Source organism: Vibrio inusitatus (assembly GCA_024346935.1).
Lineage (GTDB): Bacteria > Pseudomonadota > Gammaproteobacteria > Enterobacterales > Vibrionaceae > Vibrio > Vibrio inusitatus.
On the sequence record AP024879.1, the window covers coordinates 178033 to 204283 of the forward strand.

General features: G+C 44.2%; 20 protein-coding genes and 1 riboswitch. Of the genes, 18 read left to right on the plus strand and 2 right to left on the minus strand.

The annotated features are described in order from the left end of the window. Window positions 1-288 precede the first annotated feature (288 nt). The 6 genes from nrfB (at window position 289) to OCU48_RS14075 (ending at window position 5362) form a co-directional block, all read left to right on the plus strand. Window positions 289-873, plus strand: a complete 585-nt coding sequence (gene nrfB, locus OCU48_RS14050) for a cytochrome c nitrite reductase pentaheme subunit (RefSeq protein WP_141347106.1) — start codon at window positions 289-291, stop codon at window positions 871-873. Between the two features lie 8 nt (window positions 874-881). Then, window positions 882-1568 (plus strand): cytochrome c nitrite reductase Fe-S protein, encoded by a 687-nt coding sequence (gene nrfC, locus OCU48_RS14055; RefSeq protein WP_141347105.1) that lies wholly within the window; start codon window positions 882-884, stop codon window positions 1566-1568. A 1-nt stretch (window position 1569) separates the two neighbouring features. Next, complete coding sequence (nrfD, locus tag OCU48_RS14060) at window positions 1570-2517, plus strand: cytochrome c nitrite reductase subunit NrfD (RefSeq protein ID WP_141347104.1); 948 nt, start codon at window positions 1570-1572, stop codon at window positions 2515-2517. Window positions 2518-2589: 72 nt separating this feature from the next. Continuing rightward, window positions 2590-4554, plus strand: a complete 1965-nt coding sequence (locus tag OCU48_RS14065) for a heme lyase CcmF/NrfE family subunit (protein WP_141347103.1) — start codon at window positions 2590-2592, stop codon at window positions 4552-4554. Continuing rightward, window positions 4551-4985 (plus strand): cytochrome c-type biogenesis protein, encoded by a 435-nt coding sequence (locus tag OCU48_RS14070; RefSeq protein ID WP_141347102.1) that lies wholly within the window; start codon window positions 4551-4553, stop codon window positions 4983-4985. Before OCU48_RS14065 ends, OCU48_RS14070 begins: the two co-directional genes overlap by 4 nt. Next, window positions 4982-5362 carry a hypothetical protein gene (locus tag OCU48_RS14075; protein ID WP_141347101.1) on the plus strand — a complete coding sequence of 127 codons (381 nt, stop codon included), beginning with the start codon at window positions 4982-4984 and terminating at the stop codon, window positions 5360-5362. The genes OCU48_RS14070 and OCU48_RS14075 overlap by 4 nt, the downstream gene beginning before the upstream one ends. A 248-nt stretch (window positions 5363-5610) precedes the next feature. Here OCU48_RS14075 and OCU48_RS14080 read toward each other — a convergent pair whose 3' ends face one another. Further along, the gene (locus OCU48_RS14080) at window positions 5611-7182 is read right to left on the minus strand and encodes an arylsulfatase (protein ID WP_141347100.1); all 1572 of its coding nucleotides are present in this window, start codon (window positions 7180-7182) and stop codon (window positions 5611-5613) included. Between the two features lie 422 nt (window positions 7183-7604). On the opposite strand from OCU48_RS14080, the gene OCU48_RS14085 reads away from it, so the two are divergent. The 11 genes from OCU48_RS14085 (at window position 7605) to OCU48_RS14135 (ending at window position 23361) form a co-directional block, all read left to right on the plus strand. Further along, window positions 7605-8666 (plus strand): efflux RND transporter periplasmic adaptor subunit, encoded by a 1062-nt coding sequence (locus OCU48_RS14085; protein ID WP_141347099.1) that lies wholly within the window; start codon window positions 7605-7607, stop codon window positions 8664-8666. A gap of 2 nt (window positions 8667-8668) precedes the next feature. Next, complete coding sequence (locus tag OCU48_RS14090; protein ID WP_141347098.1) at window positions 8669-11761, plus strand: efflux RND transporter permease subunit; 3093 nt, start codon at window positions 8669-8671, stop codon at window positions 11759-11761. 137 nt (window positions 11762-11898) lie between these two features. Continuing rightward, the gene (locus OCU48_RS14095) at window positions 11899-13446 is read left to right on the plus strand and encodes an arylsulfatase (protein ID WP_141347097.1); all 1548 of its coding nucleotides are present in this window, start codon (window positions 11899-11901) and stop codon (window positions 13444-13446) included. Window positions 13447-13608: 162 nt separating this feature from the next. Then, window positions 13609-15834 carry a tetratricopeptide repeat protein gene (locus tag OCU48_RS14100; RefSeq protein WP_244312387.1) on the plus strand — a complete coding sequence of 742 codons (2226 nt, stop codon included), beginning with the start codon at window positions 13609-13611 and terminating at the stop codon, window positions 15832-15834. Between the two features lie 73 nt (window positions 15835-15907). Further along, complete coding sequence (locus tag OCU48_RS14105) at window positions 15908-16906, plus strand: AAA family ATPase (RefSeq protein ID WP_141347095.1); 999 nt, start codon at window positions 15908-15910, stop codon at window positions 16904-16906. A gap of 21 nt (window positions 16907-16927) precedes the next feature. Beyond that, on the plus strand, window positions 16928-17872 hold the full coding sequence (locus OCU48_RS14110) for a DUF58 domain-containing protein (protein ID WP_141347094.1): 945 nt from the start codon (window positions 16928-16930) through the stop codon (window positions 17870-17872). Beyond that, the gene (locus OCU48_RS14115) at window positions 17869-18417 is read left to right on the plus strand and encodes a DUF4381 domain-containing protein (RefSeq protein WP_141347093.1); all 549 of its coding nucleotides are present in this window, start codon (window positions 17869-17871) and stop codon (window positions 18415-18417) included. Before OCU48_RS14110 ends, OCU48_RS14115 begins: the two co-directional genes overlap by 4 nt. Next, on the plus strand, window positions 18410-19453 hold the full coding sequence (locus OCU48_RS14120) for a vWA domain-containing protein (protein ID WP_141347092.1): 1044 nt from the start codon (window positions 18410-18412) through the stop codon (window positions 19451-19453). The genes OCU48_RS14115 and OCU48_RS14120 overlap by 8 nt, the downstream gene beginning before the upstream one ends. Next, window positions 19446-21140 carry a VWA domain-containing protein gene (locus tag OCU48_RS14125; protein WP_141347091.1) on the plus strand — a complete coding sequence of 565 codons (1695 nt, stop codon included), beginning with the start codon at window positions 19446-19448 and terminating at the stop codon, window positions 21138-21140. Before OCU48_RS14120 ends, OCU48_RS14125 begins: the two co-directional genes overlap by 8 nt. Continuing rightward, the gene (locus OCU48_RS14130) at window positions 21130-22428 is read left to right on the plus strand and encodes a BatD family protein (RefSeq protein ID WP_141347090.1); all 1299 of its coding nucleotides are present in this window, start codon (window positions 21130-21132) and stop codon (window positions 22426-22428) included. Before OCU48_RS14125 ends, OCU48_RS14130 begins: the two co-directional genes overlap by 11 nt. A gap of 24 nt (window positions 22429-22452) precedes the next feature. Then, on the plus strand, window positions 22453-23361 hold the full coding sequence (locus OCU48_RS14135; RefSeq protein WP_141347089.1) for a LysR family transcriptional regulator: 909 nt from the start codon (window positions 22453-22455) through the stop codon (window positions 23359-23361). A gap of 59 nt (window positions 23362-23420) precedes the next feature. On the opposite strand, the gene OCU48_RS14140 is transcribed toward OCU48_RS14135, so the two are convergent. Further along, window positions 23421-23741 carry a hypothetical protein gene (locus OCU48_RS14140; RefSeq protein WP_141347088.1) on the minus strand — a complete coding sequence of 107 codons (321 nt, stop codon included), beginning with the start codon at window positions 23739-23741 and terminating at the stop codon, window positions 23421-23423. A gap of 211 nt (window positions 23742-23952) precedes the next feature. After that, window positions 23953-24051: riboswitch (TPP riboswitch) on the plus strand. A 109-nt stretch (window positions 24052-24160) separates the two neighbouring features. On the opposite strand from OCU48_RS14140, the gene thiC reads away from it, so the two are divergent. Beyond that, window positions 24161-26092: a phosphomethylpyrimidine synthase ThiC gene (gene thiC / locus OCU48_RS14145; RefSeq protein ID WP_141347087.1), complete on the plus strand. Its 1932-nt coding sequence runs from the start codon at window positions 24161-24163 to the stop codon at window positions 26090-26092. Window positions 26093-26251: the final 159 nt, after the last annotated feature.

The window sequence follows — 26251 nt, forward strand, 5'->3', positions numbered from 1 at the left end:
AAAGATAGAATCATATGTAAAGAATAGTTCATTAGATGAGTTATTAATTAAAATTCAATAGCTTACGTTATAGTCTTCTGTTGGTTTTAATCGATCTATGTCACTAATCTCTATTAACAAACTCGTTATGTAGCACATTCGCCACTATTATTATTGAGTAAAGCGTTGTGGCTTATCCTAAATAAGAATTGATTGCACTTGGCTTGAATTATTTTTGAGCTAAGAGTTGTTAATTAGTGGTCGAAATAAATTGGACTAAATTCTATTTCGATTTAAGGGAAGGATACGATGGGCAATATTAAATTGACCTTAGCCACACTGCTCCAAGCTTTATTAGCACTGTGCCTATTTGGTTATTCTATTAATGCTTTGGCCAATGATGGTGTCCCTAGTGATTCAGCGACATCAGAACGTTTTAAAGTAGAGTTAATAAGAGACAAAGATTACAAATGTACTCAATGCCACAAAGACTCTAAACACACTTTAGCTGGATCTCATGGACAGAATGTCATCGATGCAATCGGTAAAGAAGCCAATTGTACGGACTGTCATAGTAATATCGGGCCAGATCACCGCGACGGTGGAACAACCGTCATCAAATACTCTGATGCGCAGTCGCAATTAGGGACGGATAAGCAACAGTTATCTCCTGAAATGATTCTTAAAGCAAACAGCACTTGTATGGATTGTCATACGCCTGAAAGTTTGCGTGAATCTAGTTGGACGCATGATGTCCATGCCAAGAACTTAACATGTTCGAACTGCCATACCGTTCACGGGACTGATGCCAAGGTGTTGTCCTATGATCATAAGGCTGTCGTTGGTATGTGTGTCGATTGTCATTCAGACTTCAACCACAAGCGCGAAGAGTAGGAGGTGATATGAGTTGTTCTAGAAGAAACTTCATAGCTGGCGCAGGCGCAGTCATCTTTACCACAGGCGTTGGTACAACTGCGGCTTTATCTAGTCGAAGTTCGTTTGCCAGTGAGGAAGATGAGACGAAGATAAAATATGGCATGCTACATGATGAAAATGCTTGTATTGGGTGCACAGCTTGCACCGAAGCATGTCGCGAGGTGAATAATGTTCCCGAGGGCGTTAGCCGTTTAGAAATTGAACGCTCTGAGCCTATTGGCGAATTTCCCGATGTGGAATATCGGTTTACTCGGGATGCGTGCCAGCATTGTGAGAACCCGCCGTGTGTATATGTGTGCCCAACAGGAGCGGCATACAAAGACGAAGCAACAGGCATTGTCGATGTGCATAAAGAGAAGTGTGTTGGTTGTGGCTATTGCTTAGCAGCCTGTCCTTACCAAGTTCGCTTTTTCCAACCAGAAACTAAATCAGCTGATAAATGTAACTTCTGTCGTGATACTAATCTTGCAGAAGGTAAGCAACCTGCTTGTGTAGAGAGCTGCCCAACCAATGCATTAGTGTTTGGTGATCTCAATGATCCTAACAGTAATATCAGTCAAGCTATTAAGACTAAGCCTGTTTATCGTGACAAGGTAACTTTAGGCACTAAGCCCCAGATGTATAAAGTGCCGTTTGATAAGGGGGAGGTATAACATGAACAGTGCATTTCATTTCGACTCTTTAGTGTGGGATTGGATCATTGCTATCTATCTTTTCCTCGCAGGAATGTCCGCAGGTGCAGTAATTGTAGGTTTATACCTTAAACGTAAGGTAATCACGGGTGACGCATCGGAAAACGGCATAATTAAGGCCATTGCTTGGCTTGCGCCATTTGGCATTATTGTGGGTCTACTGATATTAGTTTTCCACCTGACTAAGCCTCTAGATTTCTGGAAAATTATGATCTATTACAACCCGACGTCAGTGATGTCGATGGGTGTGATTCTATTCCAGGTCTATATGGCGGTATTGTTTGTTTGGATTGGTATGATCTTTAGAACCACCATCATGGACTTCTTGGGTGGTAAATTTCAGTTTGTTGACGGGCTGCTTCTTAAGTTCAAACGCTTCGAAAATGGTATCGAATTATTCCTTGGATTCCTAGCAATCGCTCTGGCGGCCTACACTGGGTTCTTGCTCTCAGCGTTACAAACGTATCCAATGCTTAACAATCCTGTACTGCCGATCCTTTTCTTGTTCTCTAGTTTGTCATCAGGTGCAGCCGCATGTTTGTTGTTTGGCATTCTTGTGTTTAAAGAAGATGCACACAGCTCTAGTGTGGCTTGGATTCATAGCTTTGAACGTCCAGTAGTACTGTTTGAACTATTCGTATTAGTGACATTTTTCACCGGTCTTATTTTTACTGGGGGACAACACGAAGCGGCAGCTTGGAATGCCATAGGTGGAGGGTTCTGGTCCAATTGGTTCTGGTTTGGTGTGGTGGGAATAGGTATGTTGCTTCCATTGGCTATGAACTACTTTAGTCCTTCTAGCACTAAGCACAATCATGGCTTTATCTTAACGGTCACTAGCCTTAGCTTAATCGGTGTATTGATGCTACGTACATTTGTATTGTATGCAGGACAGATGACGGTTATTTAGATTCCGTCTGATTAACTCCCAAGTAACTTGGATTCGTTCGAGCTACTTGGGTTTATTTTTATAGGGAATGGGATGCTAGCGAATCTAGGGTTGTTTTGTTTGATCCTGACAGCAGTAGTCAGCAGTTGCGGCGCTGGAGTGGGTCTTCATAGCCTTTTTCAGAGCAAGCAAATGCCTGTGCCTGCAGTTATCTCTCGCTCTTTTTCCACGATCGCCTTTCTTTTTGCTGGATTATCACTGTTATTGCTGAGTTATGCGTTTGCCAGTGATGACTTCTCTCTGTCTTATGTCTCGGATAACTCAAATAGCGCATTAGCATTGCCATTTAAGATTGCCGCGACTTGGGGGGGACATCAAGGCTCAATGCTATTTTGGGTAGCCATAATTGCAGGTTGGGCTGTATTGGTTTCCAGACGAAATAATAGTATGAGTGATTTTCATGCTAGCTGGTTGATGTTGGCGCTGGTGTCGATTTTTAGCTGGTTCACTTTGGTTGCTTCTAACCCCTTTGCAATGAATGATGTGTTGCCATTCGAAGGGCGAGATCTCAACCCTATGCTACAAGACATAGGCCTTATCATTCATCCTCCTTTATTGTATGTAGGCTATGTTGGATTTGCCTCTGTGCTGGCGTTAACCTGTGGCTATTTGATAGAGGCGAAGACTGAAGGTGAACTCTTTGAGCGCTTAACCCGCCATACTCTGTTGGCATGGGTTTTCTTAAGCGCAGGCATTATCGTCGGTGCAGGATGGGCCTACTACGAGCTTGGTTGGGGCGGTTGGTGGTTCTGGGACCCTGTTGAAAATGCCTCCCTTTTGCCTTGGTTAACGGCAACAGCGTTAGTCCATTCAGTAATGGCGAGCCGAAAGCAAGGACAGTTAAAGGTATGGACCTTTTCACTGGCGATAGTGACTTTCTGTCTGAGTATTCTAGGAACTTTTATTGTTCGCTCTGGGGTATTAACCTCGGTGCATGCCTTTGCTGTAGACCCAAGTAAAGGACTGACATTGCTGGGTATTTTGAGTTTGGTGTTTATAAGCGCTTATGTTTTGCTAATCAATCGAGTCGAGTCAATTAAGTCCAACGCTATCTCACGATTTTCTAGTAAAAACACCTTTATCTTGTGGGCTCTCAATCTCTTTGTATTGGCAACGGCGATTGTCCTGCTCGGTACGTTCTACCCCATGTTGTATCAATTGTTCGGATTAGGGAACATCTCCGTTGGCGCTCCTTACTTCAATTTATTGTTTGCACCGTTAACCATTATTGCTCTAATGGTAATGGCATTAAGTCCTCTGCTTAAATGGCAAGCACAGCCAGGCATTTTTCCTTGGAAATTAGCACTAATTACAGTATCAGTGAGTGCCTTGTTAGCATGGATGTTTATTTGTTACTACATCTATCATGACAGTGAGGTCGCTGCCACATGGTCGACTTATGCGTTTATCACTACTTGGGCTGCAATTTGGTTGATGGTGACTCACGTTCTTCGATGCTTACGAGTGCGTAAAAAGGAATATAGATATAAGGTTTATTTAGTATCTGTTGCTCATGTTGGTGTTGCGATACTGGCTTTTGGAGCCAGTATGAATAGCTATTATTCTTATGAATTGACCGCCAAGCTAGGCCCGAAAAGTAGCGTGCAGTTTGGTGACTACAACATCCATTATCAACATACTAAGCTCTATATTGCGCCAAGCTTTACTGCTGAACAGGCTGTCATTGAGATTGCGGATGCATCGGGAAATACAGTGATAGCAAGGCCAGAAAAGAGACATTATCCCGTTCGCGTAATGAATATGACCGAGCCTTCTTTGACACCGCATTGGAATGGAGATGTATATATCACGCTTGGAGAAAAGCTAGATCCTCAACATTACGCTGTTCGAATTCAGTTTAAGGCCTTTATTCGCTGGATTGGCTTGGGGGGACTGCTAGTTGTTTTCGCAGGAATTGGTTTACTTGTCCGTGGTGTGCTGACTAAACAATTCAATTCACGTAGCAAAAGAGCTATAACGCGGGAGTATCAAGCATGAAGCCATTCAGGGGCTTGATAATATTTTGGGGATTAAGCTTCTGCTGTGCAACAGCGGTATTTGCTGCAGGCTATCAAACTATTTCCCATCCTGTTGACCTGTTTGAGTTTGATTCGGTATCGCAACAAAAACAGGCAATTCATCTGGCTAAAACCTTACGCTGTCCTATGTGCCAGAATCAAAATTTAATTGAGTCTAATTCTGCGGTCGCGAAGGATATTCGACTTCGAGTATTCGAGTTGATTAAGGCAGGCAAATCAGATGATGAGGTCAAAGAGTATATGGTGCTTAGATACGGTGAACACGTGCTCTATCAGCCCTCATTTAGCATTAAGAATGCCATGCTGTGGGGCATCCCTATCGTACTAGGATTACTCATGATTAGCTTTAGTATTGGTTATATCAAACGATCGATACGAGGTATCAATTGAGGCAACAATACCATTTCAGGCGTTCTAAAGATGGCGAACTTCTTATATGGAACGTGACTAAACTTATCGAGATAACGCAAGGAATGTCGGTAATCTTAATGCCTCTTGATACAATCCAAGAGCTAGATGAGGCCTTTTGGTATGATCTTGGTGGTGGTAAGCCAACCTGTCGCAATATTGCGCAGCATGCCAAACTTATCCAGCAAACAGACCTTACATATCCCATTATCCTGTGCCATGAAGGACGGGTAATGGATGGTATGCATCGGGTTTGTAAGGCTTTGATGCAGGGTGCGACCCATATCAAGGTAGTGCAGTTTGCAAAACCGATCCTGCCTCATTTCATCGACGTAGACCCAGAGACTCTCTCTTATTAATTATCGTATAACTCAAGTGGTAAATCATCACGACCTTTAAAAAAGTAAAGCGTTTTCCAGTAAACTCATCCACGCATTCAGCTTCTACTTCAATCTTCTTTTTTCTAGATATTTGATAGTCGCTACAGATGATAGCAACGTGTTGCGAACCCTAACGCCTTGTTATCACATCATCCTAGAATAAAAAAGCTCAGCCACAAGGGCTGAGCAAAATCTCCAACAAGCAGAGAGGAATAATGTGTGATGATTTATTTTTTGTTCATCTCATCAATTTGCTTTTGTAGCTGATCAATTTGGCTCAGTTTTGCTTTCACGCCTAACGAAGTTTGGCTGATCGCCGCAGGGTTTATTACCTGACCCTGTTGGCTAGGGAACTTGTTCAGCGTTGCAAAGAATTTACCAAGTTCATCTTGAACCGGTACGAATAACCACATGTTATCTGCCATCCAGCGTAGGTACATACCTGATTCGTGTGGCGCCTTTTCAAATGGGTCAGCACGTAGGTGGATGATCTTTGGCCAGTTAGACTCGAAACGCACCGCATCAGTAATGTTACCTTCTAGCGTTGCAAAGTGCAGTTTCCAATCATTCCAACGGATAGCATTTAGCTCGCCGTTTGCCGTGAAGTACAGTAGTGATTCACGAGGACCTTTCTCTTGTTTTCCTTCAAAGTACGGCATGAAGTTGTAGCCATCGATGTGTACTCGCCACTCTTTGCCATTAGACGTGTAGCCTTCAGTTAATTTCTCTTTAACATCTGGAACGCCAGCTGCAGCCATGATCGTTGGAAGCCAATCTTGGTGTGCCATCATCTCATTAATTTTGGTACCAGGTTCAATAACACCAGGCCAACGAACTAGCTGAGGAACACGCATACCGCCTTCCCAAGTTGTACCTTTTTCGCCGTGGAACGGTGTTGCACCGCCATCAGGCCAAGAAACGGTTTCAGCACCATTATCGGTTGAATAGATAACGATAGTGTTATCCGCGATACCTAGGTCATCTAGTTTGTCTAGAAGAATACCTACGTGGTCATCGTGCTCTAGCATGCCATCAGCGTATATGCTGATGCCCGATTTACCTTGATATTTTTCTTGAAGGCGAGTCCATACGTGCATACGAGTGGTGTTGTGCCAGATGAAGAAAGGCTTGTCTGCTTTTACCGCTTTTTCCATAAAGGCAAGAGAAGAATCTAGGAACTCTTCATCCGCGGTTTCCATGCGCTTACGTGTCATAGGACCGGTATCTTCAATGCGACCGTCAGCATAAGATTTGATTACACCACGAGGACCGTAGTTCTTACGGAACTCTGGGTCTTTAGGGTAGTAGTAAGTCTCTGGTTCTTCTTCAGCATTGAGGTGGTAAAGGTTTCCAAAGAACTCATCAAAACCGTGTTTTGTCGGTAAATGTTGGTCTTGATCACCAAGGTGATTTTTACCAAATTGAGCTGTCATGTAGCCTTGATCTTTCAAAAGATCAGCAACCGTTGGAGCCCATTCAGGAATACCGTGGGTAGAGCCTGGCATACCAATAGTAAGAAGACCGGTACGAAATGGTTCTTGACCGGTAACGAACGCGGCACGACCCGCTGTACATGATTGCTGTCCGTAGTGGTCAGTAAATAGTGCACCTTCGTTTGCAATACGATCGATGTTAGGCGTTTCGTAGCCCATCATGCCTTGGTTGTATGCGCCGATATTCCATAGGCCAACATCATCGCCGAAGATGGCAAGGATATTTGGCTTGTCTGCTGCGACAGCTGATGCTGATGCAGCCAACATTCCTGCTGTTATAGCCAGTTTGCTGAATTGATTAGTCATTGAGACTCCATCACGTTTGGTTAGGAAAAGGATTGCGACAGTTCAGCGAAGCAGAGTTAAGCACTTTACCGTTACACGGAGCTAACGCTAACAGGCTGAAAAGATGACTTATCTGAACTGTTGTTGGCACATAATGTAATTTTCAAGATGGGTGTTGTCGCTTTATAGACTTTATAACTATTAGTAATAATGGGGTGGTGGTGATGCCAAATTGAAAGAGCGGAAGGGGCGTGGGTATTGTTGCTATGGGACTTTCAGAGAAAGAACAGATTAAAGAGCGTAACTTTGTTGCATCTTGTAGCAATATTTACGGTCGCAAATTTTGAGATAAGCATCAAATAATGACATCCCCATTATCTAGCTTCATACACAACAAGTAGAATACCGCCACACCTCTACACCATTAAGCCTTTCCAAGCACCATGAAAAAATACGCACTGATTGCAGTTATTATCACCATTGCAGGCTTCTCTGCATTTTCTCTTCATACGACAGAAAAAGAAGCACCGAAATTATCGAACGCTCTAACAGTCGATACCACGTTTGCAGGGCAGGATGCTCTTGAGCGGAACGTTCATATGCTAGGCAATACATTTGCTCACCAATCTGTAGATATAAAACCAGAAGAGAAAGGAAAGATCGCAAAGGTTCTAGTAAGGTCAGGAGATGATGTGAAGCAAGGACAATTGTTATTCTTGCTAGATGATAGACATCAACGTGCCGTTGTTCAGCGAGAAGCAGCGAGCTTGAAAGAGCTTCAACGTCAACACAGTAATCTACTTCGACTCTTACCAAATGGCGCGGTTCCACAAGGGGACGTAGACGCAGCGCTTGCTAATGTTGAAATGCAAAAGGCTGAATTAGAACTTGCCAAGGCAAGGTTGCAAGACAAACGAGTGACTGCACCCTTTTCTGGCACCTTGGGATTAGTCGATATTACTGTTGGTCAAAATGTAGAGAGTGAATCAGTATTGACCACACTTGATGACTCAAGTCACTTAAGGCTAAATGTGGCTTTTCCTGCGAAGTACCTCCGCCAACTTAGGATTGGACAAACAACCAAATTATCGAGTATCGAAGGCGCTAAGTCTGTAAAGGCAACGCTTACCAGTTTAGATAGTCGTGTAAACAGTCAAACCCAAAATATTCAAGCACAGTTTCGTATTGATAATGATAAGGCTCGATTAACGCCAGGCAGTCTTGTGCTCGGCGAATTGCCATTGCCTACGCAAACTGAAGTAACCGTGCCGTTACAGTCAGTAGTGTATCGAGGGCATGAACGCTTTGTGTATGTTGTACAAAATAGCACTGTAGAAAAACGCATCGTAATACTCGGCGAGCGCACGGGTGAGAAAGTACAAGTTCTCGACGGACTGGATTTTGGTGAGGAAATCGTTTATCGCGGCACAGTGAAATTACGTCAAAATGCAGAAGTTGAAATCATTGACACAGTGGATACTCACTCATCAGATGGTGATGTGTAGTTATGAAACTGTCAGATTTTGCAATATATCGCCCAACTTCAGCGATAGTCTTAAACATTCTTTTCATTGTGTTTGGCTTGGTTGGCGCAAGTATGCTGGCTGTTCGAGAAATGCCGGATGTTGAAAGTAGTGTTGTTTCTGTAGGGACACCCTATGGAGGTAGTGCTTCATCGATTGTTGAGAGTCAAATAACTAAGCCTATTGAAGATCAACTGAGTGGGATTGATGGGATCGATTATATTTGGTCCTCTTCATGGGATGGTTGGTCAGGCATCAACATTACCTTTAAGTCAGGCTACGACATGATTCAAGCGGTAAGTGATGTACGCGATGCCGTGAGCCGAGCACGAGGCAGTTTACCCGATGATGTTGATGAACCTGTTGTGCGTAAAAATAGCAGTGAAGGTGACCCCTTCATGTGGCTCAACCTTACAAGTACTAAGCATGATCGCATCGAGCTCAGTGATTATGCGCAACGAATATTAATAGAACGTCTAAGTTTAGTGCCGGGTGTCAGCGCTATTAATACCTCGGGTATGATCGAGCGAGTGCTGTATGTAGAGATTAACCCAGAAGACCTCGCTGCTCGTCAGTTAACAACCACAGATGTGGCGCAAGCACTGCGCGCTGAGAATCTACAATTGCCTGCGGGGTATGTGCGGAATGAATCTCTAAATGTGGTGGTTCGTTTAGAGCGGTTGTATCAAAAATCCGAAGACTTTGAACAACTGCAAATTGCAGAAAAAGACGGACAATCGGTACTGCTAAAGGATGTCGCTAATGTCTACATCGGCGCGAAAAAAGAGACTACAACGTTTAAAGCCAATAATGTTGATAGCATAGGGTTAGGTATCGTTGCGATGTCTCAAGCGAATCCTTTGACGGTATCAGATTCTGTTCTGGATGAGATCAAATCTTTAAAACATTTTTTACCTGAAGGCGTAGAGCTACACGTTGATTACGATAGTACTGTCTTTATTCGTGAGGCCATTAAAGAAGTCTATATCACGCTAGCGATAACCGCTGTGCTAGTGACAGCAGTGCTGTACCTCTTTTTAGGGCGGCTATCGACGACGATTGTCCCTGCGATAACTGTGCCTGTTTCCCTTATCTCTGCATTTTCTGTTGCTTACTTGTGTGGTTACTCTATTAACTTAGTGACACTTATGGCTTTGATTCTTGCCATAGGTTTAGTGGTGGATGATGCCATAGTTGTGGTGGAGAATATTGTAAGGCACAGGCGAAACGGCGCGCCGGCTATGGTGGCGGCATTTAAGGGAACCAAAGAGCTTAACTTTGCGGTGATTGCAACCACACTAGTGTTGATCATGACTTTTCTACCTTTAATATTCTTAGAAGGAAAGCTGGGCAACATGTTCGCAGAGTTTGCCGTTATCTTATCAGCCGCTGTGGGCTTTTCATCTATTGCCGCATTGACTCTTGGGCCTGTTCTCAGCGAACTGTTGTTCCGAAACGAATTAGAAGAACCTAATCGAGTTTGTTTAGCCGTAGATAAGGGCGTGAACCGTATTCAAGTTGCTTATCGCAATAGCTTAGAGTCCGTTCTCAAGTGGAAAACCTTCTCTTTGTTTGTACTAATCACGTGTTCAATTGGGCTTTATTTTGTCTATCAGCAACAGCAACGAGCGTTTGCTCCTGTGGAAGACCGAGGGGCTGTGAACGTTTATGTCGGTGGCATAGAAGCAACCAGCTATGAACGTATGCTCAAGAGCATGGAACAAATCAATGATCGCTTGATGCCACTTGCTTTTGAAGATGGCCCAGTGGCCTCGCTTAATTACTCCACTCCCGCTTTTGGTACATGGGCTGATCATCAAGGCTTCTTTATTATCAGACTCAAACACTGGAATGATAGAGATATGAATGCCACACAAGTGGTCAATCATATAAAAGAGCTGACTCGTGATGTGACCGATGTACAGGTGTTTCCATACCAACCAGGTTTTGGCGGCGGAATGGGGGAGCCAGTACAGTTTGTATTGCAGGGTGAAGAGTATGAGGTCATTTACCACATTGCTAAAGAGCTAGAAAAATCAGCGGAATCTAGTGGCAAGATGGATGGCATAAAGCTTGATTACAATCCTACCACCCCGGAGATTTTGCTGACGGTGAATCGTGAAGTCGCTCGTGATCTTGGGGTCAGTGTTAGCGAAATTGCATCTACCTTGGAGGTGTTACTCGGAGGAGCAACAGAAACTCGTTTTGAAGAGCTAGGTGAAGAGTACGATGTATACCTCAAGGCCAACGAAGCTCAATTTAATTCAGCAGCAGATTTAAGTAAGGTTTACTTGCGGTCAAACGATGGCGAATTAATCTCCTTAGATATTTTAGTATCCGTCAATGATGTGGCTTCAGCACGTGGGTTGTTCCACTACCAACGTAAAAAGTCCATTACGCTAAAAGCAAATTTGGTGGATGGAATAACTCTAGGTGGCGCTCTGAGCTATCTAGAACAGCAAGCATCATCGCTGTTACCACCAGGCTATACCTACGACTATGCAGGTGAATCTAAAGACTACTATGATAATCAGCGTGAAGTATGGCTTATCTTTGCGCTGTCTCTGCTTGTCTCATATTTGGTGCTTGCAGCTCAGTTTGAAAGTTTTGTAAGCCCAGCAATAGTGATGTTAACCGTACCGATAGGTTTATTGGGCGGTCTTATTGGTATTTTGCTAGCGGGGGATAGTTTCAATCTTTATTCCCAACTGGGAATGCTTATGCTTATTGGCATGGCGACAAAAAACGGTATCTTGATTGTTGAGTTTGCCAATCAGTTAAGAGATCGTGGCCAAGATGTCAAACAAGCCATTCTTAACGCATCAGAGCAGCGTCTTCGCCCTATTGTGATGACTGCTATGACGACACTTTTAGGCGCTATACCAATGCTCGTTGCTACAGGTGCAGGTTCAGAAACTCGCTTTTCTGTCGGTATCGTTATCTTCAGCGGTATGTTGCTCACCACGGTGGTGACTTTGTTTGTCATACCAAGTTTATATCTTTGGATTGGAGGCTATAGTCACTCTCCAGAAGCACGTGTTAATCAGGTTAATAACTCATTAGCAGAGCATACTTAAATAACGGGTACACCTTGTCGCATATGGTTGATTTTTGGTCTATAACTCAATGACCAAGCGTACAACTAATGTGGATTGCAGAGTTCTATTTCGTTTTCTCGTGATTGAGCTATAGGAATATATGACAAGGAGTTTATATGAAGTGTTTTAATGGTGCCAAGAGTAGGTTGGCTATCATAGCGTCGATGCTTATGGGGGCTGCAACAACTGCTGTTGCAGCTGAAAAGCCGAATATCTTAGTTATTTGGGGTGATGATATAGGACAATCTAATATCAGTGCGTACACCTTCGGATTAATGGGATACAAAACCCCAAATATAGATAGGATTGCTAAAGAAGGCATGATGTTTACCGATTATTACGGCGAGCAGTCATGTACAGCAGGTCGTTCGACCTTTATTACTGGACAAAGTGTTCTTCGTACTGGACTAAGTAAGGTGGGCTTGCCTGGTGCCGACCTCGGCCTCCAACCCGAAGATGTCACCATTGCCGAAGTCTTAAAACCTATGGGCTATGCAACAGGACAGTTTGGTAAGAACCACTTAGGTGATAAAGACGAACATTTGCCAACTGCCCATGGCTTTGATGAATTTTTCGGTAACCTTTACCACCTCAATGCTGAGGAAGAACCTGAGAATATCGATTACCCGAAAGATCCTGAATTCCGTAAGAAGTTTGGCCCTCGTGGGGTTATCAAATCTTACGCTGACGGCAAGATAGAGGATACGGGGCCACTGACACGTAAGCGCATGGAAACGGTCGATGATGAAACTCTTGCTGCCGCTATTGATTTCATGGGGCGTTCAGTTAAAGCCGAAAAACCTTTCTTTGTATGGTGGAATGCCACCAGAATGCACTTTAGAACCCACGTGAAACCTGAGTTATCGGGCTCAACAGGTATCAGTAACTACGCCGATGGTATGGTTGAGCATGATAATCATGTTGGAGAACTACTCAAAGCAGTCGATGATCTCGGCATCACAGATAACACGATTGTCTTTTATTCAACAGACAATGGCCCTCACATGAATACATGGCCAGACGCAGGCTTAACACCGTTCCGCGGAGAGAAAAACACTAACTGGGAAGGTGCGTATCGTGTTCCTGCTATGGTTCGCTGGCCGGGTAAGATAGAACCAGGCAGTGTGTCGAATGAGATTATGCACCACATGGACTGGTTACCCACTTTTGCCGCCGCCGCCGGTGATACTGAAATCAAAGAGAACCTGCTCAAAGGGACCTCTGTTGGTAAAACCAAGTATAAGGTTCATCTCGATGGCTACAACTTCTTGCCGCACCTTACGGGTGAAGAAGAACAAGGCCGAAGAGAAGAGATTTTCTATTTTACCGACGATGGTGATCTTGCCGCTCTTCGTTACAACAAGTGGAAGATCGTATTCTTAGAGCAGCGTGCTACAGGGACATTTAAAATCTGGTCTGAACCGTTCACGCCACTGCGTGTGCCAAAAATCTTCAACCTAAGAATGGACCCGTACGAAGTTGCAGACAGAACGTCAAATACGTACTACGACTGGATGCTCGATCGAGCGTTTATGTTGGTGCCTGCACAAGCCTACGTCGGCAAGTACTTGAGCACATTTGAGGAATTCCCACCAAGACAAAAAGCGGCAAGCTTTAGCTTGGATCAAGTAATGGAAAAACTGCAAACCCCTCAAAATAAGTAAACATAAGTAAACATAAGTAACGATATCAAAGACCAGAGCCAAATTTGTTGGCTCTGGTCTTTGTTTTTAAGCTATTGTTGTAAATAGGAAAATCAAGAATTAATAAGTTGTAAGGGTAGTATTTTGAATATAGTTGGCAGGAAGCTATTTTTGTTCATTGTAATGATGGGTGTTGGCTTAGCTTTTTCACTTGCGCAAGCTGAGAATTCAGGTTTTGTCGGAAGCAAAGCTTGCCTTGATTGCCATCAGAAAGAATATCAACAGTGGTTAGGTTCAGACCATGAAATGGCAATGAAGCACGCGGACGAAGCGAGTGTATTGGGTAATTTTGATAATGCTACCTTTGAGTTTGCTGGAGTTGAAAATCGTTTTTTCAAAAAGGACAAACAGTATTGGGTCAATATACAGGGCGACGACGGTCAATATCGTGACTATCAGATCAAATATACCTTCGGCCATGATCCTCTCCAGCAATACATGGTTGAGTTTGAGGATGGCCGTGTTCAATTAATTCCATTTGCTTGGGACTCTCGCTCAAAAGAAGAGGGCGGTCAGCGCTGGTTTCATCTTTATCCAGACCTGACACCAACTGATGAGTTTTACTGGACTAACTCTGGGCAGAATTGGAATTTCATGTGTGCCGACTGTCACTCGACCAATCTAGAAAAGAACTACGATTCTCAAAAAGACACCTACGCTACCACTTGGTCTGAAATCAATGTAGGTTGTGAGGCATGCCACGGGAAAGGGCAGGATCATATGACGTGGGCAAATGGCGATAAGTCCAGTCAGGCCGCGCATTTTGGCTTTGATCGCGACCTTTCAAAAGCAGTAAAAGAGTGGGTGTTTGAAGAAAACATGCCAGCCCTGCAACCCAAGAGTATTCACCCTACCGATCAAATGACAATGTGTGCCCAGTGCCACAGTCGTCGTACGCAACTGACAGAAAAGGAAGACCATGTACAGAGCACCTTACTTGATCGTTATCGACTGAGCCTGATTACTCCAGAGCTTTATCATGCTGACGGGCAAATCTTTGATGAAGATTATGTCTATGGTTCGTTTCTTCAATCTAAGATGGCAGACAAAGGGGTGAGTTGTACTAACTGTCACAATCCACATACGGCGAAATTGGAAATAGCCGAAGAGGCGGTATGTAGCCAGTGTCATTTACCAACCCAATTTTCACCCAACAATCATACTTTCCACGATAAAGACTCTGAAGCGTCCAAGTGTACCACCTGCCATATGCCGGAAACGACCTACATGCAGGTTGATCCAAGACGAGACCACAGCTGGCAGATACCAAGGCCAGATTTGAGTACTCACTTAGGTACACCGAATGTGTGCACCTCTTGTCATGAGGATCAAACCAATGAATGGGCATCTGAGTCCCTAGCTAAATGGTTCCCTAATTCAAAGCATCAAAACCAACAACATTTTGCCGTGGCATTTTATGCAGCCGAGATCGGTTATCAAGGCGCCGAAGAAGCGTTGGCCTATACTGCGCAAGATAGCACGCAAAGGGACATCATTCGTGCCTCCGCGATCAGCCGTTTAGCTCCCTACCAAAGTAAAAATACCACAGTAGCGCTAGCAAGAGCTGTGAAACATGACAGTGAGTTGATTCGCGGGTCTGCGGTGCAAGGCTCTGCAAGCTTTGAAGCGAGGGATCGTTGGCAAATACTAGCACCATTGTTGAAAGACAAAGTGTTAGGAGTGCGTACTGAAGCGGCGAGTGCACTTGTGGTCTATTGGCCTGAGTTAAATCAACAGCAAAAGCAAGCACTCAACAAGCCGTTACAAGAGTACATAGAGATACAGGAGTTTAACTCCGACAGAGGCTTTGGACGGACTAACTTAGGGAATGTGTATAGAGCACAAGGCAATTTTGAACAGGCGATTGAGCAGTATAAAGGGGCAATTGCTGTTGAACCTTATTTTGCAAATAGTTATGTGAACCTCGCTGATATTTATCGTGTACAAGGAAAAGAGCAGCAAGTGTTTTCAACCCTTGAACAAGGCATTGAGGCACAACCAAAATCTGGTGCATTACGCTACAGTGCCGCGTTGTCTTTATTACGCCAAGGAAAAAATAACCAAGCTACTCTTTATCTGCAAAAAGCCACAGAAGTTGAACCAGATAATGCGCAGTATTGGTACCTATATGGACTGTCTCTGGAATCGACAAGTGTGCCACAGGCATCTCAAGCAATTGATAAAGCTTTTCGAATCAGTGGTAATCCGCAACAGCTTTATGCTCGATGTGAAATGTTGGTGAAATACAGCAAAGATCCGAGTGTTGAGTTCCAAGCTCGACAGTGTCTCAAGGAACTTGAAAAATACGCCTCTCCACAATTGATTAACGAATTGCGAGCTAAGCTATAACGACGAATTAGTATAACCATTAGTTATGTTTAACTTGCGTAGAATAGAGTAATTCGATGTTTGAGGATAAATTATGAGTGCGTCACAAGAAGCGGTTGCAGCGTTAGTATCTCAGGTAGAGCAGTCTGTGGTTGGGCAGCAACACGTTGTTGAATCTCTAGTGTTAGGTTTACTTACTAATGGTCATGTGTTGTTAGAAGGGCTTCCGGGAACAGCAAAGACGCGCTCAGTGAAAGCCTTAGCGGATGCGCTGCATTCATCATTTGGTCGTATTCAGTTCACACCAGACCTTTTACCTTCAGATGTTACAGGTACCGAGGTCTATCAAGAACTTGATGATGGTTCGGGAAAGAGCAAGCCACAACTGCACTTTCAGCCAGGCCCTATCTTCAACAGCATTGTATTAGCAGATGAAATAAACCGTGCGCCCGCAAAGGTTCAGGCAGCGTTACTCGAAGCGATGGCAGAGGGAACGATCACTGTAGGTGAGCAGACGCACCAATTGCCAGATCTTTTCATGGTATTAGCAACACAAAACCCGATAGAGCAAGAAGGGACTTACCCTTTGCCAGAAGCGCAAATGGACCGATTTATTTTAAAGGTAACGGTTGATTATCCTGATGATGATGCTGAGATGGATATCATGCGATTGGTGCGATCTGAAGAAACTTCAAATAACACTCGTGTACAACAACAGAATATCCCCTCGATTGACCCAATCCATGTGCTCAAGGCGAGAGAGGAAATTGCTAAAGTTGAAGTATCTGAGATCGCAGAGCGGTATATCGTTGCCCTTGTGATGGCCACTCGCCATACCAATCGTTATCCCGAATCAAATCTATCTCGCTGGATTCAAGTAGGCTCAAGTCCGCGCGCGACTATAGCTCTCGATAAATGCTCACGCGCCTATGCTTGGCTTCAAGGAAGAAACTATGTGCAGCCAGATGATGTTCGAGCGGTAGCGCACGGGGTTCTTGGTCACAGACTTACTCAAAGTTACGACGCACTGGCAGAAGGGATTTCTGCAAAACAGATCATTGATGAGCTTCTTGATACCGTAGCCATTGGCTAGTCGCCCTGCGGAGTTAATGCTATGAAATCAGCTCAACCTGAAGCCAGTGATGCACGAGTCTATTGCCAATATTCACGCCTTGTTCAATTGCAAGGGCAGGTAGGTTCGTTTTCTTTTTTACCCCAATTAAAAGCCGGGACTATTTTATCTGGTCGCCATCAATCTCTATTTCGTGGTCGCGGTTTAAATTTTGAAGAGTTACGCCACTATCAAACGGGCGATGATATTCGAAATTTAGATTGGAAAGTGACTATGCGTACTGGTAAACCGCATGTACGAGCTTATACCGAAGAAAAAGATCGCAATGTCATTTTGTGTATTGATCAGCGTTCAAGCCTGTTTTTCTCGTCCGTTGAGGTAATGAAGTCTGTCGTTGCAGCAGAGGTTGCCGCTTTGAGTGCTTGGCGAGTACTTAAGGACAGTGACCGTGTGGGTTTTGTAATCGCAAGGCCTCATGGTGTTGATTGGTATAAACCCCAACGTAGCCGAGCTCATTTGTTACACCGACTAAATTGTCTAGCTGAAGCCAATCAATCCCTTGGTGTGGCCTCTAAAGATAATGAGTCAGCCTCATTTGAACAGTTGATGTCCGTCATTACTCGCGTTGCAACTAAAGGGTCAACGGTCATAGTGTTAAGTGATTGGCATGGGGCAAAGGCGTCCGATGTAGATAGGTTGCAACAACTTCAAGCACACAATGACGTGTTAACCGTATTGATCTCAGACCAACTTGAAGAGGCACTTCCCTCTCGCTCCAACTGGGTAATGGGGGATGGTACCCATCAGCTCAATATCAGTGAATCGGCTAAATTGAAGAAAGCGAACCACGGATTAAAGCAACATCAAGAACTTAAGAGAGTTCAGTTGGTACGTCTGATGGCAGCAAAAGGACTACCTTTGATTCAACTGGATACATCGGGCAATCATTTAGAGCAATTTAAGCGTGGGATGGGGGCACATCGATGACGGTTCATACCCCCCCGCAGAGCTATATGCTGCGTGATATTGTCGAGGTTGCTGTTGCGCCGTCAGTCAGTTGGATGCCTGAAACCATAGGTTGGAAAGTGGTGGGTGTAACTGTCATGCTCTGCGTTAGTGTGTGGGCCTATAAAAGCTTGTATCTTTGGTGGAGTAATCGATATCGAAGGGAGGCATTGCAGAGTTTTGATTTGCTCTTAAAGGCATGTGAATCTACAGACAACAAACAGGTAAGCTCTCGTCAAACAATCTCTCAAGATGTGCACCATGTATTAAAAACAGTGTTATCAACCGTTAATCCAGCAACACGTCCGTACTATGGGTTGCCTTTTCTACAGTCCCTTGATGCCCAGAACGAATCGACGCGTACTGTATTTGCTGACAAATGGTCACATTGGCCAGAATCTATGCTAGTGCAACAGAATGCGCTAAGTAAGGTGGAGTTGATCGCCTTGATCGCAGACTGCAAAGTGTGGGTGAAGCAACATGTTGTTCAAGCTAGCGGTGCCGAAAGGGAGATGAGCGATGCTTGATTCGTCTTTAGAATTGCAACATCCCTATTGGCTACTCGCTTTGCCACTGCCACTACTCGTGTATTGGTTAATTCCGGCTTATCGTACTAAGCAATCAGCGATAAAAGTGCCTTTTTTCAGTATCTTGCTCAAGTCCTTAGGGGAGTTACCCAGTGAGGGTGCAAGTCAATTGCGTCCTTCAGTGTGGCAACGGTGCATCTTAGTGATGTCATGGTGTTTAGTTATTTTTGCCCTATGTAAACCGACAATATTAGGTGAGCCACAAACACGTGAGCGCTTAGGGCGTGATGTGATGGTAGTGGTTGATTTGTCAGGCTCGATGGCCGAGAAAGACTTTACTTCCCGAAGTGGTGACAAAGTTTCTAGACTCGATGCCGTAAAAGAGGTGCTGGAAACCTTCGTTGAGTCTCGCAAAGGAGACCGACTAGGTCTTATTCTGTTTGGCGATGCGGCATTCATTCAAACACCATTCACGGCTGACCAAACGGTATGGCTTAACTTGCTAGAGCAAACCGATGTAGGGATGGCGGGTGCGAGTACCTACCTTGGTGACGCTATAGGTTTGGCTATCAAAGTGTTTGAAAATAGTGCTACAACCAACACAGAAAAAGCACGTGAAAGGGTCACCATTGTATTGACCGACGGTAATGATACGGGAAGCTTTGTTGAGCCAATAGACGCAGCCAAAGTTGCCAATGCCAAAGGTGTGAAAATTCATGTGATCGCCATTGGCGATCCCGCGACTGTTGGTGAACAAGCTCTTGATATGAAAACCATTTCGCGTATTGCTTCTGAAACCGGTGGTGAGGCTTTCGAGGCGCTAGATAGAGAAGCGTTGAGCCAAGCTTATGAAGAAATTAGCGAGCTTGAACCCCAACTTTACGAAAGTTCGACCTATCGTCCCAAAACCAGTGTTCATGCTTATCCTATTATGCTGGTGGTCGCACTGTACTTAATTGCTTTCATTGTTAGCACCGTTAGAAGAGTAGCGAGAACGAATATAAATGAGATGACAGAGGAGAGAACCGATGTTTGATTCTCTTTTTTGGCAACAAGTGTTCATGCAATTCCACTTTATTAGACCACTATGGTTGCTTGCTCTTCTCCCTTTAATAGCGGTGGTATATCTGCGTTGGAAGCATGAGACTGTTGGCAGCTGGCAAACCATACTGCCCAAACATCTAAGAAAACCGTTGACTATTGGGGATGTGGGCTGGCGAAAGCAACTGCCTCTTAAGTTGCTATTTGTCTCGATGTTGCTTGCGATTATTGTTTGTGCTGGACCTACTTGGCAACGAGCACCCTCTCCTTTTGGTGAAGACAAGGCATCATTGTTGATTGCTTTGGATAATAGCCCGTCAATGTTAAATGAAGATCTACCACCAAGTAGGTTAGAGCGTTCAAAGCAGAAAGTTCAGGATTTATTGAAGCTTCGTGGTGGCGGACAAACAGGGCTGGTGGTTTTTTCTGGCACAGCACACCTTGCTATGCCAATGACGAAAGATAGCTCTGTATTTGCGCCTTTCTTGGCCGCTATTGACCCTAGCATTATGCCCATAGAAGGCAAGAAAGCGGATAGTATCACCGTACTTATCGATGAGCAGTTAGCCGATGATAAAGCCGGAACAGTGCTCCTTATTAGCGACGGTATTACGCCAAACAGCATTGCCCCTCTGGTCGATTACTTTGATAACAGTCGTCATCAGTTGCTGATTTTAGCGTCGGGCAATCATCAGGTACAAAGTAGCAACCCTATGGATCTCAATTCATTGAAGAAACTTGCTAATGATAGTGGCGGTAGCATCGAGGTGATATCAGTCGATGATGCTGATATCAGCGCATTAAATCGAAAAATCGAACGGCATATGCAACTTAATAATGAGTCAGCAATGCCATGGCAAGATATGGGTTACTACTTACTGATACCTATTGCCTTATTGTTATTGTTTTGGTTTAGAAAAGGTTGGTTGGTTCAATGGGCACTACTGCTTTGTATTTTAACGCCGGCATTGTTTGTTAATGACTCGCATGCTTCCTTAGAAATGCACAGAGCTGACTCCACAGAGCCCAAGGTTGAAGTCACTCAATGGGATAAGCTTTCTCAAATGTGGGCAGATCTATGGTTAACGCCAGATCAGCAAGGGCAGTGGCACTTTAATCAACACGATTATCTTCAGGCCGCTATTCATTTTCAAGATCCTCTTCGTAAGGGCATTGCTTATTACTATGCCGGTGAATTTACGTTGGCTCACGTGCAGTTTTTAAATGCAGATTCACCCCTGTCATTATTTTATGCGGGCAATGCGTTAGCCAGACAGCGCGAATACCTTAGCGCTAGGAACTTGTTTGCCTACTTATTAGATCAAGATAAGTGGGATCTATCAGATAAGCTCGCTACCGATGTGAAGCACAATTTAAAAGCAATGCAGGCTATTGTTGATGAGGTAAACCGACTCAGTGAGAGCCAGGCCGGTACGACAGATGGTCCTGAAGACTCTATGGAGTTAGGCGATAAACCGCAGACGGGAGATGGTGCGGAAGACCAAGCTGTAGCGGCAATGATGCTCAAAGAGACGTTGAATGCGAATGAGATCTTAGGCAGTGACGAGCTCGCGGATAAATGGCTACGCAAGGTAGAATCTGATCCTAAGCTCTTTCTAAGAGCCAAGTTTCAAATAGAGCTACTTAATCGTCAAAGCGAGGAGCCAAGCAATGCAGAATAACCTTTGGCGACTTATCCTGACTACTTTTTTAGCCATCACATTTTCCATCAACACTTTTGCTAACGAAATAGCTCAACTGCAACGTAGCGGTGGAGTGCAGATAAAAAGCTGGTTGAATGATAATCAAGGCATTACACAGCCTGAGCAGACTTCGATTAATCAGCAATTAACGTTGTACATAGAAGTATCGACACCTCGCTGGTTTACGGGAGGTACTCGAATTGGTGTGATTGAAATACCTCATGTTATCGCCAAGCAGCGCTCTCAACTCGCAGTCAATTACGCTGAAAAGCGAAAAGGAGCGACGTGGTCAGTGCAATTGTGGGAGGTAAACTTATACCCGCAACACAGTGGCGAGTTTGTTGTTCCACCACTTGCGGTGCAGGTTCAAGTATCTATTGACAGTGGCGTGAATGTGAAAGGGAATCTTTACACTGAGCCATTGCGGTTCACCGCTAGTCTACCAAGTGGTTTATTAACGGAAGACACGCCGTGGATTAACAGTCCGAAAGCTGCAATAAGCCAGCAATGGCAACAGTCTAATCAAGAACTGAAGGCTGGAGACACGATTACTCGTACTGTCATTGTTCAGGCTACCGATACTTTGTCGGTGCTATTACCGCCAATAATGTCTACTGATAGCGTGAATACGAGCACAGGTTATCAACTGTATTCAAAGCCGGTGAGGCTATCGGATACAGAAAACCGTGGGCAGTATCAGGCGCAAAGAATAGAAGAAGAAGTGTATGTACTGCAAACAGGAGGTGAGCTCACCTTTCCTGATTACGCGATTTCTTGGTGGGATCCAAACAAAGCTGAACTACGAGAATTGCGTGTTGAGGGGCAGTCTTTCAAAGTGTCTCACACTTTCTCTTCATGGGTGCGCTATTATAAAGGTAACTTACTGATTATACTCTTTGTTTTTAGTGCTGTCCTCGGAGTGTATTGTGCGTTAAAACGCTATTATGAGAGGCAACCTAAGCCGGCTTGGTGGGTCTTTGTTCAAGAATTAAGACAAGGTAACGAGCAGCGAATCCGAACCTGTTTATATGCACGTTTACGTACTCAATCCGGTGATTTACAACTGAGTGCATTGTCGTCCTCAGACGATTGGAAAATGCTCGCCTCACAGATTCAAAACGAGAAGACTTCCTTTATTAAAGGGTGCTATCTATGGCGAGAGATAGGGCGACTTGCTGATAAAAATAATGAGCAATGGATCCTACGATATCTCGCCTTACCTCAACTGGTAAGATTAAATCAACGTTATAAACCGCCTAAGCCTTAGTCTTAGCACAATCACTAGGAATCTATGAAAAGTACTGAGCTCAACCTGATCCCTTTCTTTGTCGCTGTGTATGAAGAAAGTAGTATGTCTAAAGCCGCCAATCGCCTTGGGGTCAGTCAGCCGGCAGTCAGTAAGGCGTTGAAGCGCCTACGAGAGATCTACGATGATCCTTTGTTTCACAGGAGCCCTGCTGGCGTTAAACCCACGACTTTTGCTGAAGATATATACCCTGCATTATCGGCATCTTTTAAGAACTTTACCTCGACACTGTCTGCTGCTCGAGATTTTGATCCAAAGATATCAGAGCGCATTTTTTCCATAGCATGTATGACGACGATTGCTTATCAATTGATGCCGGAGTTGTTAGTCAAGATTAAGTCAAAAGCACCCAATATAGCGCTTGAGGTGCACCCACTGTTTACTGAAGATCATGAATCTGATTTGCGATTGCAAAGATACGACTTGGTCATTGATATGAGGCCAATAGAAAGAACGTCTCTTAAGATGGCCGCATTAGGTAGAGAGTCGATTAGTGTCATTGCTAGAGAAGGGCACCCAAGGTTATCAGGCGAGATAACGGCAGAAGAGTTTTTACAAGAAGACCATGTTGTGGTGTCACGTTGGAAGAGCCGAAGTGCAATGTTGTCGAGTCATCATTTTCAACATCTTAATAAGCGAAGGATCGTTTATCGTTCTCCTGGCGTGTTAGAGATGCTGCCAGTGGTATGCAAGACAGATTATATTGCTCTTTTCCCTTCATCAGCCATTGATACTATGGCAAAACACTATCCAATACAGAGTCTAGAGACCCCATTTCTGGATATTTCTGAAGATATTTGCATGCTTTGGCATCCAAGTAGAACAACAGAAAATGGTCATAAATGGTTAAGAAGCCAAGTTCAGTCTGTATCAAAGATGATTTTCAAAGAATAGAAATGTAAAAGGCCCACTTGGTATTATCACTCCTTAACAATACCAAGAGGGTCGTTAGTCTATAGGCTATGCCAGCGTTTACCCGCTTCGAATCCTACGAGCGAAGACATACGTTCTAGGTATATAGATGGAGTGCACTGAGTATTTTCTAGCGTTTCCGTGAACTGATTGAAAAACGATTTGTATATCGTGAACATATCTTCGTTCGTACCAGAAATGCTTTGCTCTCTTGCGACCTTCCTTGCTTTTTGTGTCAGGTAACTCTCAATTACGCTCGATTCACCACGAAGTAAAGCGTGCTTGTTGATCCAGCCTAGTTCGCCATTGGCGATGTCAGCGTTAATAGAGTTTTTAAGCAATGATAGTTTGGATGTATCCATTGATGCATTCCTACTTAGTAATAATCAAAAGACCACTTTTCCAGCACAACTAGTGATAGCGACTGAAAAAGAACGGCGCATCCTAGATCCAGAATGGTCAGACGTCTACAAAATTCACACTAATTTACATTTATACCCACAAAGTAGTATGCGGTTGATTATGCTTGCGATTGTGTGACTTTTCTTCCTGAGAAAGGAGTTGTATACTCGCAAACACTTGTCGGAGTGCCATAAGGCTGAGACCGTTAACTCGGGATCCGTTGAACCTGATCAGGCTAATACCTGCGAAGGGAACAAGAGTAGAGATCACATCATCATAGATCTCTATCCCCAGATCATAGCTCTATCTGAGTTATGGTCTTTCTTGTTGCATCCATCCGCCAAGCATTTGATAACCCTTAATTAATAGGAAAAATGCTATGTCGACCCGTAAACAAGCTAGGCTAGATGCGAAACACTATATCGATTCATTGTCTGTTGAGTCATATCCTAATTCCACTAAGTCTTATATTCAGGGTTCGCGCCAAGATATTCAGGTGCCAGTTCGCGAAATAGCCCTTGCAGATAGCCTCATTGGTGGCACTAAAGAGGCCCCAATATTTCAATCCAATGAGCCTATTCATGTCTACGACACTTCGGGTGTTTATACAGATCCAAAACACACTATTGACCTTTATAGCGGCTTACCAAAACTGAGAGAACACTGGATAGAAGAGCGAAATGATACTGAGTTATTGAATGATGTTAGCTCCGTCTACACCAAATCTCGTCTAGAAGATGACACTCTTGATGACCTACGTTACGGAAACCTCCCGCCTATTCGCCGAGCTAAAGAGAACCAGTGTGTTACCCAACTTCACTATGCACGACAAGGCATTGTTACGCCTGAGATGGAGTACATCGCTATTCGAGAGAATATGGGCAGGCAGAAGTTTGCCGACGAACAGTTAAATCAACAGCATCCGGGACATAACTTTGGTGCAAATCTACCCAAAGAAATAACGCCTGAATTTGTTCGAACAGAAGTCGCGGAAGGCCGCGCGATCATCCCTTCTAACATCAATCACCCAGAAGCTGAGCCTATGATCATCGGGCGCAATTTCTTAGTTAAAGTGAATGCCAATATAGGGAACTCGTCAGTAAGCTCTTCTATTGAAGAAGAGGTTGAAAAGCTAGTGTGGTCAACACGTTGGGGCGCTGATACGGTGATGGACCTATCGACTGGACGAAATATTCATGAAACCCGCGAGTGGATCCTACGAAATAGCCCTGTGCCTATTGGTACAGTACCTATGTATCAAGCTCTAGAAAAAGTGAATGGTGTCGCAGAGAACCTGAACTGGGAGGTAATGAGAGATACCTTGATTGAACAAGCAGAGCAGGGCGTGGATTACTTCACCATACACGCAGGTTTGTTACTTCGTTATGTGCCTATGACGGCAAAGCGTGTTACAGGCATTGTATCTAGAGGCGGTTCAATTATCGCAAAATGGTGCTTAGCTCATCATCAAGAAAGCTTTCTATACACACACTTTAGAGAGATTTGTGAGATCTGTGCCAAATATGATGTGGCATTATCACTAGGGGACGGTCTGCGACCAGGTTCGATTGCCGATGCCAATGATGAGGCTCAATTTGCGGAATTGCGTACTCTTGGAGAGCTAACGAAGGTGGCGTGGGAATACGATGTTCAAGTGATCATTGAAGGTCCAGGACATGTGCCTATGCATATGATTCAAGAAAATATGCAAGAGCAACTCGAGCATTGTCACGAAGCGCCATTTTATACTCTTGGTCCACTGACTACCGATATTGCACCCGGCTACGATCACATTACCTCGGGTATTGGAGCTGCGCTGATTGGTTGGTATGGCTGCGCGATGCTTTGTTATGTAACGCCAAAAGAGCACTTGGGGCTTCCAAACAAAGAAGATGTGAAAACCGGTCTTATTACCTACAAACTTGCCGCTCACGCAGCCGATCTTGCCAAAGGGCACCCTGGAGCCCAAATACGTGATAATGCATTGTCAAAAGCACGTTTTGAGTTCCGCTGGGAAGATCAGTTTAATCTTTCTCTAGATCCTGATACCGCTCGTGCTTTCCATGATGAAACCTTGCCACAAGAGTCGGGTAAAGTCGCTCACTTCTGCTCAATGTGCGGACCTAAGTTCTGCTCAATGAAGATATCCCAAGAAGTGCGAGAATATGCCAAAGATAAAAAGCAAGTAGCCGAGGACCAAATGCTAGAAGTGAAGATGTTAGATAATCCTCTGGAAGGGATGCGTCAAAAATCTAAAGAGTTTCTAGATACGGGAGCAGAGCTTTACCATCCTAAAGAGTTAGTTAATTAACTCGTCTAGATAATATGTAAAACACATCATCGTCCCTGAAGTATTTATCGGGGATCTTTTCAATGGTGACGCATAGAAATAGATTCTCGATAAGAGCACTCGAGAATGACGGGAATCTTGGTTTTTATTTGGCTGACTTTAAAACTGAGAGATGCAAAG